Origin of the sequence: Lysobacter enzymogenes (genome assembly GCF_017168095.1) — a bacterium.
Lineage (GTDB): Bacteria > Pseudomonadota > Gammaproteobacteria > Xanthomonadales > Xanthomonadaceae > Lysobacter > Lysobacter enzymogenes_D.
In genome coordinates, this window is sequence record NZ_LXSD01000307.1 from 1 (window position 1) to 14,377 (window position 14,377).

The window sequence follows — 14,377 nt, forward strand, 5'->3', positions numbered from 1 at the left end:
CTGGGTGGCGCACGGCGCGCATCGTGCGCGCCGCCCTTCGGGTCTCTGGTTGCCTGTGGCGAGTTTGGGGCGGCGGGGGGAGCTGAGAGCAACAGCAGCAACAGCGGGAGCGAGAGCGGGAGCGGCTTGGCCGATGCATCGCGCGCGGCGTGGTTGCTCGGCGCGTTGCGCTTCTTGCCTCGCTCGAACGAGTTACGAAACGCTGGCCCGCTGCGCACGCGCGCCGCTGCGCAAGGCCACTACGGCGCCTGCGATGACCAGCGCGGCGCCGAGCAGGGCCGACGGTGCGGCTACGCGGCCGAACAGCAGCCAGTCGAGCGCGGCGCTGACGGGGACGGCGACGTACATCAGCGGGGCCAGGGTCGAGGCGTTGTCCATGCCGCGGTAGGCCAGGTCGCGCAGGGATTGGTTGCCCAGGCTGCAGGCGGCCATGCCGAGCAAGGCCAAGCTCAGCACCCACACCGGTTCGGACGCGGCTGCGCCGGAGAGCACCGCGCCCCAGGGCGTGTGCGCGGCGCCGAGCGCGGCCAGCGGCAGGCTCAGCAGCGAGGCCTGGGTGTAGAGCTTGAACTGGTTGCGCAGCGGCGGCTGGCGCTGCGCGCTGCGGTAGAACAGCACTTGCGACACCGCCATCGCCAGGCCGCCGGTCAGCGCGATCAGCGCCAGCGGGTCCAGCCCGCGCGCGCCGGGCTGCAGCACCGCGAGCACGCCGAGAAAGCCCAGCGCCAGCCCGGCCAGCGTCGCCGGGCGCAGGCGTTCGCCGAGCCACAGCCACGCCACCAGCGGAATGAACAAGGGGCCGGTGTTGTAGAGCAGCACCGCCTGCAGCAGATCGCCCTGGGTCGCGGCGAGCACGAAGCAGGCCTGGGCGATCACCGCGCACAGCGCGCGCACCCAGCCGGGCCGGTCGGCCAGCGACCACGCCGCGCGCCAGTCGGGGCCGCGCACGAACGCGGTCAGGATCAGTGCGGGCAGGATGAAGCGGCCCCAGGTCACCAGCTCCGGCGCCAGCCCGCGGGTGTAGCGGCTGAGCAGGGCCAGCAGGGCCAGCGAGGTGGAGGCGGCGGCCATCAGGCCGGCGCGCAGGAGCAGGGGGCGGGAGGCGACGGGCGCCGTGGCGGTCAGCGGGGCAGTGGACATGTGGTTAATCTATCGGCCGGAATCCTTTTGAAAAATCTCGTTTATCGAGAAAGGTGGTAAGAAAAGATGACCACTCGGCCCGAATCGCCCGCGCCCGGCCGCGGCGACGACCCGCCCGCCCGCCGGCTGCCGCCGCTGCGCGCCCTGCAGGCCTTCGCCGCGGTGGTCCGCCACGACGGCATGCGCCGCGCGGCCGAGCGCCTGCACCTGAGCCACGCCGCGCTGAGCCAGCACGTCCAGCACCTGGAGGAAGCCTTCGGCCTGCGCCTGCTCGACCGCAGCGGCGGCCGCGCCCGGCCGACGCCGCTGGGGCGCGAGTTCGGCGAAGCGCTGATCGACGGGTTCGAGCGCATCGAGGCGGCGACCGCGCGCTTGCGCCTGCGCGGCGACGAGAGCCGGCGCCTGCAACTGGGCGCGCCGACCAGCCTCAGCGTGAGCCTGCTGTTGCCGCGGATCGAAGAGTTCTCCGCGCGCGCCGGCTTCGAGCTGCAACTGTTCTGTCCCGCCGGCCCGGCCGACCTGGCCCAGGCGCGCGTGCACGCGCTGCTGATGCACCGCGCGCCGGCCGAGCACGGCCTGCGCGGCGAGTTGCTGTTCGAGCAGGCGATGGTGCCGGTGGCCTCGCCCGGCCTGATCGCGCGCCTGGACCCGCAGCGCTGGTGGCTGGACCCGGTGCCCGGCGCGCGCCTGCTGCACGTGGTCAGCGACGGCTGGCGCGAGGACTGGCCGGCGTGGTTCGGCGCCGACACCGCGGCCTGGCCGCTGCCGCAGCTGAGCCTGTCCTCGCCGATGCCGGCGATCAGCGCGGCGCTGGCCGGACAGGGCATCGCGCTGCTGTATCCGCGCCTGATCGCCGAACGCCTGGCCAGCGGCGAACTGACGCCGCTGCCGTTGCCGCAAGCCGCGCCGGTGAAGCGCCTGTACCTGGCGTGGCTGCCCGAGGCCGAGGGCGCGGCGCGCTTGCAGTGGGTGCGTGATTGGGTGGTGGCGTTGTTGCGTGGCGACGATGGGGCGGGAGAAGGTAGCGGATAGGAGTTAGGAGATAGCGAAAAGCGGGCTTTCGCCAACTCCTATCTCCTATCTCCTATCTCCTAACTCCTAACTCCTAACTCCTATCTCCTAACTCCCAACTGCCGCCGCATCACAGTGCCTGCGCGCGCTTCTCCAGATCACGCAGCTTGTCCAATTCCGCACGATGCATCTTGCGCGCATACGCCGGCAGGCGCCGCGCCTTGGCCTGCGCCTGCTCGCACAGCTCGCGCGCGCGGCCGACGTCGCCCCAGCCGATCAGGCATTCGACGTAACGCGCGTGCGCTTCGAAGCCGCTGCTGTAAGCGGTCAGCGCTTCGAATTCTTCCTTCGCCTTGGCCTGGTCGCCTTGCGCGGCGACGGCGCGCGCATAGGTCAGGTGGCCTTCCGGCGAGCGGAAATCCGGGCGCCTGACGATCAGTTCGTCGAGCAGCTGCCGCGCCTGCGCCGGTTCGCCGGCTTCCAGCAGCGCGTGGGCGAGTTTGACCTGGATGTGCGGATCCTCGCGATGCACGCCGCTCAGCGCGGCGCGGTACAGCGGCAGCGCGTCGCCGGCGCGGCCGGCGCCGAGCAGGGCGTCGGCCAGGCGCAGGCGGTTGTCGGTGGTGGCCGAGGCGTCGAAGGCGTCCTGCGCCTGGCGCAGTTCGCGGCCCGGGTCGAGCAGGCGCCGCACGTTGCCGGCCAGGGCGCGGCCGTGACGGCTGTGGCGCTGTTCGGGCAGCCAGACGGCGAAGGCGTAGACCACGCTGCCGAGCAGCGGGAACATGAAAAGCACCATCAGCCAGTAGCGGTCCTGGCCGTTGCGCACGGCGTGCACGGCGAAATACAGGGCGACGACGACGTGCAATCCGAGGCCGAAATACGGCATGACGCGATCCTTGCGAACGGGCGGGCGGCGGAAAGTGCGACAGTGTCGGGGTTTTGCACGACCGGCGCCAGCGCCGCCGCGGCGGTCGCGGACGAGCGGTCAGCGCAGGCGTTCGAAGCGGCGCACCGAGCCGTCGAGGGCGAACTTGATCTCATAGCCGATGCCGTCTCGGCCGGAAATCGGGCCGGTAGACCATTCGCCGCGATCGTCGGCGCCGTCGCCGCGGCCTGCGGCGGACGCGACGCCGTCGGCCTTGCCGCCATCCGGCCCGTCGCGGCCGCGCTCCGCGATCCGGCTGTGGTCGCGGGTGTAGAACCACACGCCGCTGAGCCGGTCGTACTTCGGATCGGCGAGCGCGCCGGGTACGCCGCTCGCGCGTTGGTACCAATTCGCGCGCACCCGCGCCGCGGTGGCGAAATCGATCCGGTCCAGCGCCAGATCGTCGCCTTGCTGCTGCGGCAAGCGGCGCAACGTCGCGCAGGTGTGCGGCATCGATTCCTCGCGCTGCCAGCGGCGCTGCCGGTAGCGGTAGAGGTGCATCACCGCGTCGTTGCCCGGATCGACGACGGCGATCTCGATGTCGTCGTCGTGAAACAACGCCGCCGAATGCACTTGCGGCGCGCGCCCGGCGAACTGCGGCAGCGCGGCCAGTTCGCGCCGGGCCTGGGCCAGCGCCGCGGCGTCGGCCATCAGCGGCGTCGCCCGCGAACAGGCGGTCGCAACGAACCCGACGACGACGGCAACGGCGAAGCGAGCGAGCGGCGATCCGTGCATGCGGCGACTCCGGGGCGACTGCGTCCGCAGCATGCCCGATGCAGGCGCGGCATTGGTTACTGCGGCAACTAACGCGGCCCATCCACGCGCCCTGCGACGCTTGCTGCAATGCACAAGCCACTGCGCTAGCCTAGGGCGGATGAACGTCATGACCGACAGCAGCGACGAACCTTTGCGCGCCGCGGAGTGGGCCGAGCAGGCGGCCGAACGCGCGGCCGACTTCGCCCCCACCGACGCCTTGTTGCGCGAGGACGTGAAAACCCTCGGCGCGCTGGTCGGCGAGATCCTCGCCGAGCAACGCGGCCAGGGCTTCCTCGACGGCGTCGAACGCCTGCGCCGCGCCGCGATCCGCCGGCGCGAAGCCGGCGAACCCATCGACGCGCTGGCCGCGGCGCTGGCCGACATCGACCTCGAACAGGCCGCCGATCTGGTGCGCGCGTTCGCGACCTACTTCCAGGCGGTCAACCTGGCCGAGCGCGTGCACCGCATCCGCCGCCGCCGCGACTACGAGCGCAGCGGCGCCGGCGCCCAGCCCGGCGGCCTGCGCGACGCGCTCGCGACCCTGGCGCGGCAAGGCGTCAGCGCCGAGGAAGTGGCCGCGCTGCTGCCGCGGCTGCGGATCGAGCCGGTGTTCACCGCCCACCCGACCGAAGCGGTGCGGCGCGCGTTGCTGGAGAAGGAACGCACCATCGTCGAATGCCTGGTCGCCGACATCGACCGCGGCCGCACTCCGCCCGAGCGCCGCGCCGACCGCGAGCGCATCCGCCTGGCGCTGACCGCGAGCTGGCAGACCGCCGAGGCGCCGGCGGCCAAGCCCAGCGTCGCCGACGAATTCGAGCACGTCGGGTTTTATCTGTCCGACGTGCTGTACCGGGTGCTGCCGGTCTATTACGAAGTGTTCGAAGAGGCCTTGCGCGAAACCTACGGCGGCGCGCCGGCGCTGCCGGACGTGCTCGGCTTCGGTACCTGGGTCGGCGGCGACATGGACGGCAATCCGAACGTCGGCGCCGACACCATCGCCGCCACGCTCGCCGGCCAGCGCGCGCTGGTGCTGGCCGCGTACCGGCGCGACCTGGCCTCGCTGGAAGAACTGCTGAGCCAGTCGGTGCATCGCGTGCGCGTCGACGACGCGGTGCTGGCCAAGGTCGAGGACTACCGCTACCTGCTGCCCAAGGCCGCCGCGCTGCTCAAGCCTCGCCATGCCGACATGCCGTACCGCAACCTGCTCGGGCTGATGTCGGCGCGCCTGCAGGCCACGCAGGAAGAAAGCGTGCACGGCTATCCCGACGCGGCCGCGTTCCTGGCCGACATCGATCTGATCGAACGCAGCCTGGCCGCGCACCAGGGCGCGCACGCCGGCGGTTTCGCGGTGCGGCGCCTGCGCCGGCGCGCGGAGTGCTTCGGCTTCCATCTGGCCGGGCTCGACCTGCGCCAGGATTCGGCCACCCACGACGCCGCGCTGGCGGCGCTGCTGGAGCAGCCCGAGTGGGCCGCGCTCGACGTCGCCGCGCGCGCCGCGCGCCTGCACCAGTTGCTCGACGGCGAAGCGCCGCCGGCGCGTCCGGCCGCGGCCGCGGCGCAGCCGACGCTGGAGGTGTTCCGCGCGGTCGCGCGGCTGCGTCCGCGCTATGGCGCGCGCGCGTTCGGCCCCTACATCGTCAGCATGAGCCGCAGCGCCGCCGACGCGCTGGCGGTGCTGGCGCTGGCGCGCACCGCCGGTTGCGCCGACGACAAGGGCCGGGTGCCGCTGGACGTGGCGCCGTTGTTCGAGACCGTCGACGACCTCGACGCCGCCGCCGACACCTTGCGCGCGCTGTTCGCCGACCCGGTCTATCGCGACCACCTGCGCTCGCGCGGCGACCGCCAGGTGGTGATGCTGGGCTATTCCGACAGCGCCAAGGACGGCGGCATGGTCGCTTCGCGCTGGGCGCTGCAGCAGACCCAGATCGCGCTGACCGCGCTGGCCGCCGACAGCGGCGTGCGCATCGCCTTCTTCCACGGCCGCGGCGGCTCGATCAGCCGCGGCGGCGGCAAGACCGAGCGCGCGGTGATCGCCGCGCCGCGCGGTTCGGTCGACGGCTACCTGCGCTTGACCGAGCAGGGCGAGGTGATCCACCGCAAGTACGGCATCCGCGCGCTGGCGCTGCGCAACCTGGAACAGACCAGCGGCGCGGTGCTGCGCGCGACCCTGCGCCCGCGCGCGCCGGAGCCGCGCGAGGCCGGCTGGCGCCGGATCGCCGGCGAACTCGCCGCCGAAGCGCGCGCGCACTACCGCGCGCTGGTGCACGAAGACTCGCAGTTCCCGGCGTATTTCCGCGCGGCCACGCCGATCGACGTGATCGAGCGGCTGCGCATCGGCTCGCGTCCGGCCAAGCGCGCCGGCAGCGGCGACATCTCCTCGCTGCGCGCGATCCCGTGGGTGTTCGCCTGGTCGCAGAACCGCGCCGGGCTGACCGCGTGGTACGGCGTCGGCACCGGCCTGAGCGCCGCGCTGGAGCGCCACGGCCGCGACACGCTGGCGGAAATGGCGCGCGACTGGCCGTTCTTCGGCACCTTGATCGACGATCTGGAAATGGTGCTGGCCAAGTCGGATCCGGCGATCTTCGAGCGCTACTCGCAGCTCGCCTCCACGCTGCCGGACGGCGACCTGCACGCGCGCTTCCATCCCGGCATCGCCGCCGAGTTCGAACGCACCCGCGACGCGGTGCTGGCGATCAAGGGCAGCGACGAATTGCTGCGCGGCGATCATCGCCTGCGCCAGTCGATCCGCCTGCGCAATCCCTACGTCGATCCGATCAGCCTGCTGCAGGTCGACCTGCTCGCGCGCTGGCGCGCCGCCGACCGCCCCGACGACGCGCTGCTGCAGGCGCTGGTGGCGACGGTCAACGGGATCGCGGCCGGCGTGCAGAACACCGGCTGAGCGCGCGAGCGTTTCGCCGCCGAACGGCGCGCCCCGGCGCGCCGTTTTCGCATCCGCCCGGCGCCCCCTGTAGGAGCGGCGCAAGCCGCGACCGCGGCATCGCATAGACCGGCGCAACCGTTTCCGGGCGGGCAGGCGCCCGGGCTGGCGGTTGTTCGCGCCGGCGCATGCGATGGCGCGGTCGCGGCTCGCGCCGCTCCTACAGGTAGGCCATGCGAGGTACACATCTGATACTATCCCCCAGTATCAGGCGCCACTCGCCCGGAGCTCGCCATGCCGCATTCCCCCGCCGAGAAAAAGCGCGTCCTCACCCGCGTGCGCCGGATCAAGGGGCAGGCCGAAGCGCTGGAGCGCGCGCTCGAGGCCGGCAGCGACTGCGCGGCGGTGCTGCAGCAGATCGCGGCGATCCGCGGCGCGGTCAACGGGCTGATGTCGGAAGTGCTGGAAAGCCATATCCGCGAGGAGCTCGGCCAGGCCGTGGCCGATCGCGGGCGCGAGGCCAGCATCGACGAGATCGCCGCGCTGGTGCGCTCGTACCTGAAATAACCACGACTTCGAATCACCACGACCTCCGCGGCGTCCGCCGCGACCACCTCCCGCCACCAGGAGACATCCGCCCATGAGCCGGGTCATCAAAAGCCGCGCCGCCGTCGCCTTCGCCGCCGGCGAACCGTTGAAGATCGTCGAGATCGACGTGCAGCCGCCCAAGGCCGGCGAAGTGCTGGTGCGCATCCACGCCACCGGCGTCTGCCACACCGACGCCTTCACCCTCAGCGGCGACGATCCCGAAGGCCTGTTCCCGGCCGTGCTCGGCCACGAGGGCGGCGGCGTGGTGGTGGAGGTCGGCGAGGGCGTCACCAGCTTGAAGCCGGGCGATCACGTGATCCCGCTGTACACGGCCGAATGCCGCCAGTGCAAGTTCTGCCTGTCGGGCAAGACCAACCTGTGCCAGGCCGTGCGCGCCACCCAAGGCAAGGGCTTGATGCCCGACGGCACTTCGCGCTTCAGCTACGAAGGCCAGCCGATCTATCACTACATGGGCTGCAGCACCTTCAGCGAATACACGGTGGTGCCGGAAATCTCGCTCGCCGTGGTCAATCCCGAAGCGCCGCTGGAGAAGGTGTGCCTGCTCGGTTGCGGCGTCACCACCGGCATCGGCGCGGTGCACAACACCGCCAAGGTGCAGCCGGGCGACACCGTCGCGGTGTTCGGCCTCGGCGGCATCGGCCTGGCGGTGATCCAGGGCGCGGTGCAGGCCAAGGCCGGGCGCATCATCGGCGTCGACACCAACGCCTCGAAGTTCGAACTGGCCCGGTCGATGGGCGCGACCGATTGCGTCAACCCGAAGGACTTCGACCGGCCGATCCAGGAGGTGCTGGTCGAGATGACCGACGGCGGCGTGGATTTCAGCTTCGAGTGCATCGGCAACGTCGAGGTGATGCGCTCGGCGCTGGAGTGCTGCCACAAGGGCTGGGGCGAGTCGGTGATCATCGGCGTGGCCGGCGCGGGGCAGGAGATCAGGACGCGGCCGTTCCAGCTGGTGACCGGCCGCGTGTGGCGCGGCACCGCGTTCGGCGGGGTCAAGGGCCGCACCCAGCTGCCGGGCATGGTCGAGCAGGCGATGAAGGGCGAGATCGATCTCGATCCGTTCATTACCCATACGCTGCCGCTGGAGCGGATCAACGAGGCCTTCGATCTGATGCATGAGGGCAAGTCGATTCGCACGGTGATCCACTACTGAGCGCGGCGGCCCTCACCCCAACCCCTCTCCCGCCAGCGGGAGAGGGGCTGAAAGCGGCGATGCCGCCCGCTGTTCCTTCTCCCGCGTGCGGGAGAAGGTGCCCGAAGAGCCTGCCCCTGCGAAAGCAGGGGGCGGATGAGGGCCGGAGCCGAGGACGAGACGCGAATGGAAAAAATCGAATCCCACGGCTGCTTCGGCGGCCGCCAGCAGGTCTGGAGCCACACCGCCACTACGCTGGGCTGCACGATGCGCTTCGGCGTCTATCTGCCGCCGCAGGCCGAAAGCGCCGATTGCCCGGTGCTGTACTGGCTCTCGGGCCTGACCTGCAGCGAGCAGAACTTCATCAACAAGGCCGGTGCGCAGCGGTATGCGGCCGAGCACGGGGTGATCCTGGTCGCGCCCGACACCAGTCCGCGCGGCGACGGCATTCCCGATGCCGAGGGTTCCGACCTGGGGATCGGCGCGGGGTTCTACCTCAACGCCACCCGGCCGAAGTGGGCGCAGCACTACCGCATGTACGACTACGTGGTCGACGAACTGCCGGCGCTGGTGGACGCGCATTTCCCGACCACCAGCGCGCGCGCGATCAGCGGGCATTCGATGGGCGGGCACGGCGCGTTGGTCATCGCACTGAAGAATCCGGGGCGCTACCGCAGCGTGTCGGCGTTCTCGCCGATCGCCGCGCCGTCGCAGTCGCCGTGGGGCGAGAAGGCGTTTTCGGCGTATCTGGGCGAGGATCGCGAGGCGTGGGCGCAGTGGGACGCGACCGCGCTGGTGGCGGGCGCGCAGGAGCGGTTGCCGTTGCTGATCGACCAGGGCGGCGACGACGAGTTTCTCGCCACGCAGTTGAAGCCGGAGCTATTGCGCACGGCTTGCGAAGTGGCGGGGCATCCGCTTCAGCTGCGGTTGCGGCCGGGGTACGACCACAGCTATTACTTCATCTCGACTTTCATCGGCGAGCATATTGCGCATCACGCCCAGGCCTTGCGCGGGTAAGGCGCGGCCCTCACCCCGGCCCGAACGCAGAGCGTTCGGGCGTTCGGTGCTGCGCGAGCCGATGGCTCGCAAGCGCAGCCCCTCACCCCGCAAGCGGGAGAGGGGCTATGAGCCGCGGCGTTGCCCGCCGTTCCTTCTCCCGCGTGCGGGAGAAGGTGGTCCGAAGGACCGGATGAGGGCGGCTCTTACGACTTCTTCGCCGGCGGCGGCAACGCCTTCGCGCTGACCTTGTTGCCGTCGGCCAGCAGTGCGTTCGGCGCCAGCACCACGGTGTCGCCCGGGGCGATGCCGGTCAGCACTTCGATCTCGTTGCCCAGATTGCGGCCGAGGGTGACGTCGCGATAGGCCAAGGTCGAACCCTGCGTCACCGTCGCGATCTGGGTGCCGGCGGCGCGCTGGACCACGGTCGAGACCGGCAGCACCACCGCCGCCGCGGCGCGCGGCAGGTGCAGGCGGGCGCTGCCGACCATGCCGGCGGGGATGCGGCCGTCGGGATTGGGCAGGCGCAGTTCGGTGCGCATCACGCCGGCGTCGCGCGACAGCGCGCGCGCGCTGCGCGCGACTTCGGCCTTGAACACCTGGCCCGGCAGTTCCGGGAAGGTCACTTCGGCCTGCAAGCCGTTGCGTATCTGCAGCGACACGTTCTGCGGCACGTCGACGACCACGCGCAGCGGGTCGAGCACCGCCACTTCGAACATCGGCACGGTCGCGGTGGCCGAGTCGCCGACCACGCGGTCGCCGCGCTCGATGTTGCGCGCCACCACCACGCCGGCGAACGGCGCGCGCACTTGGGTGAAGGACTGGCGTTCCAGCGCCGAGGTCAGCCGCGCCTGCGCGGCGTTGCGCGCGGCCACGGCGACGTCGAAAGTGCCCTTGCGGTCGCTGAAGTATTCCTTCGACACCGCGCCGGTGCCGATCAGCTGCTGCGCGCGCTGGAAGTTGATCTTGGCCAGCTCTTCGTCGGCGGTGGCCTGGGCCAGCACCGCGCGCGCCTCGCGCACGCCCTGGTCGATCTCCGGCGCGGAGATCGTCGCCAGCACCTGGCCGGCGCCGACCTTGTCGCCGAGCTCGACCTTGCGCTCGCTGACGAAGCCGGTGGCGCGCGCGTACAGCGCCGCCGATTCGCCGGCCTGGGCGCGCGCCGGCAGGCTCAGGTCGTAGGCCGCGTCGGCGGCCTTGGCCTGCACGGTCAGCACTTCCGGCGTGGCCGGCGCCTGCGCGGTCTCGGCGCTGCTGCGGCCGCAGCCGGACAGCGCGGCGACGGCGAGGCCGGCGACCGCGAGGCTCAGCGCGGTGCGCAACAAGGGCGCGCGGACGGTCGCTTGAGTGGGGATCGAGCGGTTCATGCGTTGGCTCCAGCGGGGGTGCCGTCGCCCGGGGCGGCGGCGGTGGTGTCGGTGGCGGCGTCTTCGCCGCCGGCCGGTTTGCGGCGGCGGCCGACCACGGCGAGGATCGAGGGCACCAGGATCAGCGTGGCCGGCGTGCCGAACAGCAGGCCGCCGATCACCGCGCGGCCCAGCGGCGCGTTCTGCTCGCCGCCGTCGCCCAATCCTATCGCCATCGGCACGATGCCGAGGATCATCGCGCTGGCGGTCATCAGCACCGGGCGCAGGCGCACCGCGGCCGATTCGTACGCGGCCAGCTCGGGATCGTGGCCGTCGGCGATCAGTCCGCGCGCGAAGCTGGTCACCAGCACCGAGTTCGCGGTCGACACGCCGATCACCATCATCACGCCCATCAGCGCCGGCACGCTCAGCGGCGTGCCGGTGACGAACAGGCCGACGGCGGCGCCGGCGATCGCGATCGGCAGGCCGGACATGGCCACCGCCGGCTGGATCCACGACTGGAAGTTCACCACCAGCACCAGGAACACCAGGATCGCCGACATCACCAGGCCGGCGGCGAGCTCGCCGTAGGCGTTCTGCATCTCGCCGGCCTGGCCGACGATCTCGATGCGGTTGCCGGGCTTGAGCTGGCCGTTCAATTCCTTGGTGATCGCGCTGAGCCTGTCGTAGACCGAGCCCAGGTCGGTACCTTCCACGTTGGCGATGACGCTGATGGTCGGCGCCAGCGTAGTGCGGGCGATGCTGGCCGGAACCTTGCGCGGCACCACGGTGGCGATGTTGCGCAGCAGGACCGCTTCGCCGCTCGCGCCGATGCGCAGCGGCGAATTCATCAGCTGGTCGATGTCCTGCATCTGGGTCAGAGGCGCCTGCACCTGCACGGTGTAGGCGATGGCGTTGACGGTGTCGGTCCAGTACACCGGCGACACCGTGCCGGCCGAGCCGAGCACCGCCAGCACCGCGCGCGCGGCCTGCTGCGGGTCCAGGCCGAGCTGGGCGGCGCGGGTGCGGTCGATCTTGACCTGGTACTCGGGCAGGTCCAGCACCTGGCGCAGGGCGATGTCGACCGCGCCGGGCACCTGGTGCAGGCGCTTTTCGATCTCGCGCGCCAGCGCCATGTTGCCGGGCACGTCGCGGCCGATCAGGCGCACTTCGAACGCGGCCGCGGCGGAACCGGCGAGGGTGCGGCTGGTCGCGTCCGGCGGACGCTCGAACAGCTTGACGTCGGGGAAGCGCTCGGCGATGCGCTTGCGGATCTTGACCAGGTAGTCGTGGCTGTTGGCGTGCGGCGAGCGCAGCTGCAGCATGATCTCGGCCTCGAACGAGCCGACCACGGTGCTGTCGACCAGCGACAGGTTGATCGCGTCGGGCACGCCGATCTGCTCGTACACCGTCTGCAGTTCGGCCGGCGGGATGATCGCGCGGATCTCGCGCTGGATCTCGCTGAGCCTGGCCGCGGTCTCTTCCAGGCGGGTGCCGGTCGGCAGGCGCACCTGCAGGCGCAGCTGGCCGGCGTCGACCTGCGGGAAGTACTCGCGGCCCAGCGACACCGCCGCGCCGGCGCCGAGCGCGAACACCAGCAGCGCGGTCAGCGCGAGCACGCCGCCGTGGTGGCCGAGCTTGACCAGCAGCGCGTGGTGCTTGTCGCGCAGCGAGTCCAGCGTGTGTTCGACCTTGTGGTTGATGTCGAGCAGCAGCTTTTCCGGCGCCCAGCGCGGATTGGCGCGGCTGCGGATGTCCGCCGGCAGCAGCAGGTAGCACAGCACCGGGATCAGCGTGCGCGAGAGCAGGAACGAGGCCAGCATCGCGAAGATCACCGCCAGCGCCAGCGGGGTGAACACCCACGCCGACAGACCGGTCATCAGCAGGATCGGCGTGAGCACGATGCAGATGGAGATTGTCGAGACCATTTCCGGGAACACCACTTCCTTGGCGCTGTCCAGGATCGCGGTGCGCACGTCCTTGCCGAGCGCGATGTTGCGGTTGGTGTTCTCCACGTCCACCACCGCGTTGTCGACCAGGATGCCGATCGCCAGCGCCAGGCCGCCGAGGGTCATCACGTTGAAGGTGTAGCCGAGCAGATGCAGCATGGCGACGGAGGCCAGCAGCGCCAGCGGGATCGCCGACAGCACGATCAGGCTGGAGCGCCACGAGCCGATGAACACCAGCACCACCAGCGCCACCAGCAGGCCGACCAGCATGGCTTCGTGCTGGATCGAGCCGATCGCGTTGTCGACGAACACCGACTGGTCGAAGATCGCGTGGATGCGCGTGCCCGGCGGCGCCGAGGCTTCGATCTCCGGCAGGCGCTCGCGCACCGCGCGCACGATCTCGACCGCCGAGGCGCCGCCGAGCTTGATCAGCGCGACCGACACCGCGCTGGAGCCGTCCATGCGCGCCACGTTGGTCTGCAAGGCGCCGCCGTCGCGGACCGAGGCGATGTCGCGCACGTAGATCACGGTGCCGGCGCGCGAGGCGACCGGGATGTCGAGGAACTCGCTCGCGGTCGCCGGGCTGGTGTCGATCGAGATCTGCATCTCGCGCGCGCCTTCGCGGATCGAACCCGAGGGCAAGGTCGGGCTGCCGCGTTCCAGCGCCGCGGTCACGTCGGCGGGGGTGAGGCCGTAGGTCTGCAGCCGCGCGGGGTCGAGGTCGACCATGATCTGCCGCGGCGCGCCGCCGTAGGGCAGGGTCATGCGGATGCCGGGAATGGTCTGGATCTGCGAGCGCAGCTGCAGGCGTGCGTAGTCGTAGAGCTGCGCTTCGGTCAGCGAGTCCGACGACAGCACCAGCTGCAGCACCGGCGTGGAGGAGACGTTGTTGCGCACCACCAGCGGCGGCGAGGTGCCCGGCGGCATGCGCCGCAGGATCGTCTGCGAGACCGAGGTGATCTGCACCAGCGCGCGGTCGAGGCTGACCGTGGGCTGGAAGTCGATGCGCACGATGCTGGCGCCGTTGAGCGTTTCCGAGCGGACTTCCTTGAGGTCGTCGACGGTGTTGAGGATCGCCGCCTCGGAGAACGAGGTCATCTTGGCGGCGACGTCGGCGGCCGGCAGGCCGCTATAGGTCCACACCAGGTTGACCGAGGGGATGCCGACTTCGGGCAGGATGTCGGTCGGCATCTTGCGCGCCGACAGCACGCCGAACAGCAGGATCAGGATCGCCAGGACGCCGATGGTGTAGCGGCGGCTCAGCGCGTATTGGACTATCCACATCGTTGTGAGGTTCCGACGGCTGGATCGGTGGTGCGGAGTTTCCACGCCGCGCGGCCGTCGAGCAGCCAGGGCGCGTGGAAAGATTCGTATGCGTGCCGCAACGCTGCGGCGGATGCGCGGCGCGCACGAGGGCCGCCGTCGCACTGTAGGCGCCGCGCGCATACGCGAGGCTGTCGCTGCGCTGACAAATTCGTCAGCCGCGATGCGCGCGGACGCGGCGAAGCGCGCGCGAGGCAGCGGCGGACGAACGGTTGGCTGTGGGTTCCCGGGGCTGGCGTGGTCTCGCTGGCAGGGCGGATCGGCGGCGCTCGCGCGCCGGCCCGCCGGCGGCTCCTGACCGGCGCGCCGGCC

Annotated in this window: 10 protein-coding genes; 5 read left to right on the plus strand and 5 right to left on the minus strand. The window is 71.3% G+C overall.

Features of this window, described 5'->3' with window-relative positions; all coding sequences use genetic code 11:
• Nucleotides 1-192: 192 nt before the first annotated feature.
• Nucleotides 193-1,140: a DMT family transporter gene (locus A7A76_RS10470; protein WP_206411156.1), complete on the minus strand. Its 948-nt coding sequence runs from the start codon at nucleotides 1,138-1,140 to the stop codon at nucleotides 193-195.
• Between the two features lie 66 nt (nucleotides 1,141-1,206).
• Here A7A76_RS10470 and A7A76_RS10475 point away from each other — a divergent pair, with 66 nt between their 5' ends.
• Nucleotides 1,207-2,172, plus strand: coding sequence for a LysR family transcriptional regulator (locus A7A76_RS10475; RefSeq protein ID WP_206411157.1), 966 nt, complete (start codon nucleotides 1,207-1,209; stop codon nucleotides 2,170-2,172).
• A gap of 109 nt (nucleotides 2,173-2,281) precedes the next feature.
• Here A7A76_RS10475 and A7A76_RS10480 read toward each other — a convergent pair whose 3' ends face one another.
• Both A7A76_RS10480 and A7A76_RS10485 read right to left on the minus strand, forming a co-directional pair.
• On the minus strand, nucleotides 2,282-3,037 hold the full coding sequence (locus tag A7A76_RS10480) for a tetratricopeptide repeat protein (RefSeq protein ID WP_206411158.1): 756 nt from the start codon (nucleotides 3,035-3,037) through the stop codon (nucleotides 2,282-2,284).
• 99 nt (nucleotides 3,038-3,136) lie between these two features.
• Nucleotides 3,137-3,961: a hypothetical protein gene (locus A7A76_RS10485; RefSeq protein ID WP_206411159.1), complete on the minus strand. Its 825-nt coding sequence runs from the start codon at nucleotides 3,959-3,961 to the stop codon at nucleotides 3,137-3,139.
• On the opposite strand from A7A76_RS10485, the gene ppc reads away from it, so the two are divergent.
• The 4 genes from ppc to fghA all read left to right on the plus strand — a co-directional run bounded on the left by ppc (nucleotide 3,960) and on the right by fghA (nucleotide 9,468).
• Nucleotides 3,960-6,731 (plus strand): phosphoenolpyruvate carboxylase, encoded by a 2,772-nt coding sequence (ppc, locus tag A7A76_RS10490; RefSeq protein ID WP_206411160.1) that lies wholly within the window; start codon nucleotides 3,960-3,962, stop codon nucleotides 6,729-6,731. The two genes, A7A76_RS10485 and ppc, sit on opposite strands and share 2 nt — an antisense overlap.
• Nucleotides 6,732-7,004: 273 nt before the next feature.
• Complete coding sequence (gene frmR / locus A7A76_RS10495; RefSeq protein WP_206411161.1) at nucleotides 7,005-7,277, plus strand: formaldehyde-responsive transcriptional repressor FrmR; 273 nt, start codon at nucleotides 7,005-7,007, stop codon at nucleotides 7,275-7,277.
• An 85-nt stretch (nucleotides 7,278-7,362) separates the two neighbouring features.
• Complete coding sequence (locus tag A7A76_RS10500; protein WP_206411165.1) at nucleotides 7,363-8,472, plus strand: S-(hydroxymethyl)glutathione dehydrogenase/class III alcohol dehydrogenase; 1,110 nt, start codon at nucleotides 7,363-7,365, stop codon at nucleotides 8,470-8,472.
• A 165-nt stretch (nucleotides 8,473-8,637) separates the two neighbouring features.
• Nucleotides 8,638-9,468: an S-formylglutathione hydrolase gene (gene fghA / locus A7A76_RS10505; protein WP_206411162.1), complete on the plus strand. Its 831-nt coding sequence runs from the start codon at nucleotides 8,638-8,640 to the stop codon at nucleotides 9,466-9,468.
• A gap of 185 nt (nucleotides 9,469-9,653) precedes the next feature.
• Here the strand turns inward: fghA and A7A76_RS10510 are convergent, their stop codons facing one another.
• Nucleotides 9,654-10,814 (minus strand): efflux RND transporter periplasmic adaptor subunit, encoded by a 1,161-nt coding sequence (locus A7A76_RS10510; protein WP_206411163.1) that lies wholly within the window; start codon nucleotides 10,812-10,814, stop codon nucleotides 9,654-9,656.
• Entirely contained in the window at nucleotides 10,811-14,026 is a 3,216-nt protein-coding gene (locus tag A7A76_RS10515) for an efflux RND transporter permease subunit (protein WP_206411164.1), read from the minus strand. The genes A7A76_RS10510 and A7A76_RS10515 overlap by 4 nt, the downstream gene beginning before the upstream one ends.
• Between the last annotated feature and the right edge of the window lie 351 nt (nucleotides 14,027-14,377).

What these genes read in the sequence shown, in the direction of transcription:
- A7A76_RS10480 (WP_206411158.1), bottom strand. Translation starts at nt 3,037, where the DNA reads ATGCCGTATTTCGGCCTCGGATTGCACGTCGTCGTCGCCCTGTATTTC.
- A7A76_RS10485 (WP_206411159.1), bottom strand. Translation starts at nt 3,961, where the DNA reads ATGACGTTCATCCGCCCTAGGCTAGCGCAGTGGCTTGTGCATTGCAGC.
- A7A76_RS10510 (WP_206411163.1), bottom strand. Translation starts at nt 10,814, where the DNA reads ATGAACCGCTCGATCCCCACTCAAGCGACCGTCCGCGCGCCCTTGTTG.
- fghA (WP_206411162.1), top strand. Translation starts at nt 8,638, where the DNA reads ATGGAAAAAATCGAATCCCACGGCTGCTTCGGCGGCCGCCAGCAGGTC.
- A7A76_RS10470 (WP_206411156.1), bottom strand. Translation starts at nt 1,140, where the DNA reads ATGTCCACTGCCCCGCTGACCGCCACGGCGCCCGTCGCCTCCCGCCCC.
- ppc (WP_206411160.1), top strand. Translation starts at nt 3,960, where the DNA reads ATGACCGACAGCAGCGACGAACCTTTGCGCGCCGCGGAGTGGGCCGAG.
- A7A76_RS10475 (WP_206411157.1), top strand. Translation starts at nt 1,207, where the DNA reads ATGACCACTCGGCCCGAATCGCCCGCGCCCGGCCGCGGCGACGACCCG.
- frmR (WP_206411161.1), top strand. Translation starts at nt 7,005, where the DNA reads ATGCCGCATTCCCCCGCCGAGAAAAAGCGCGTCCTCACCCGCGTGCGC.
- A7A76_RS10515 (WP_206411164.1), bottom strand. Translation starts at nt 14,026, where the DNA reads ATGTGGATAGTCCAATACGCGCTGAGCCGCCGCTACACCATCGGCGTC.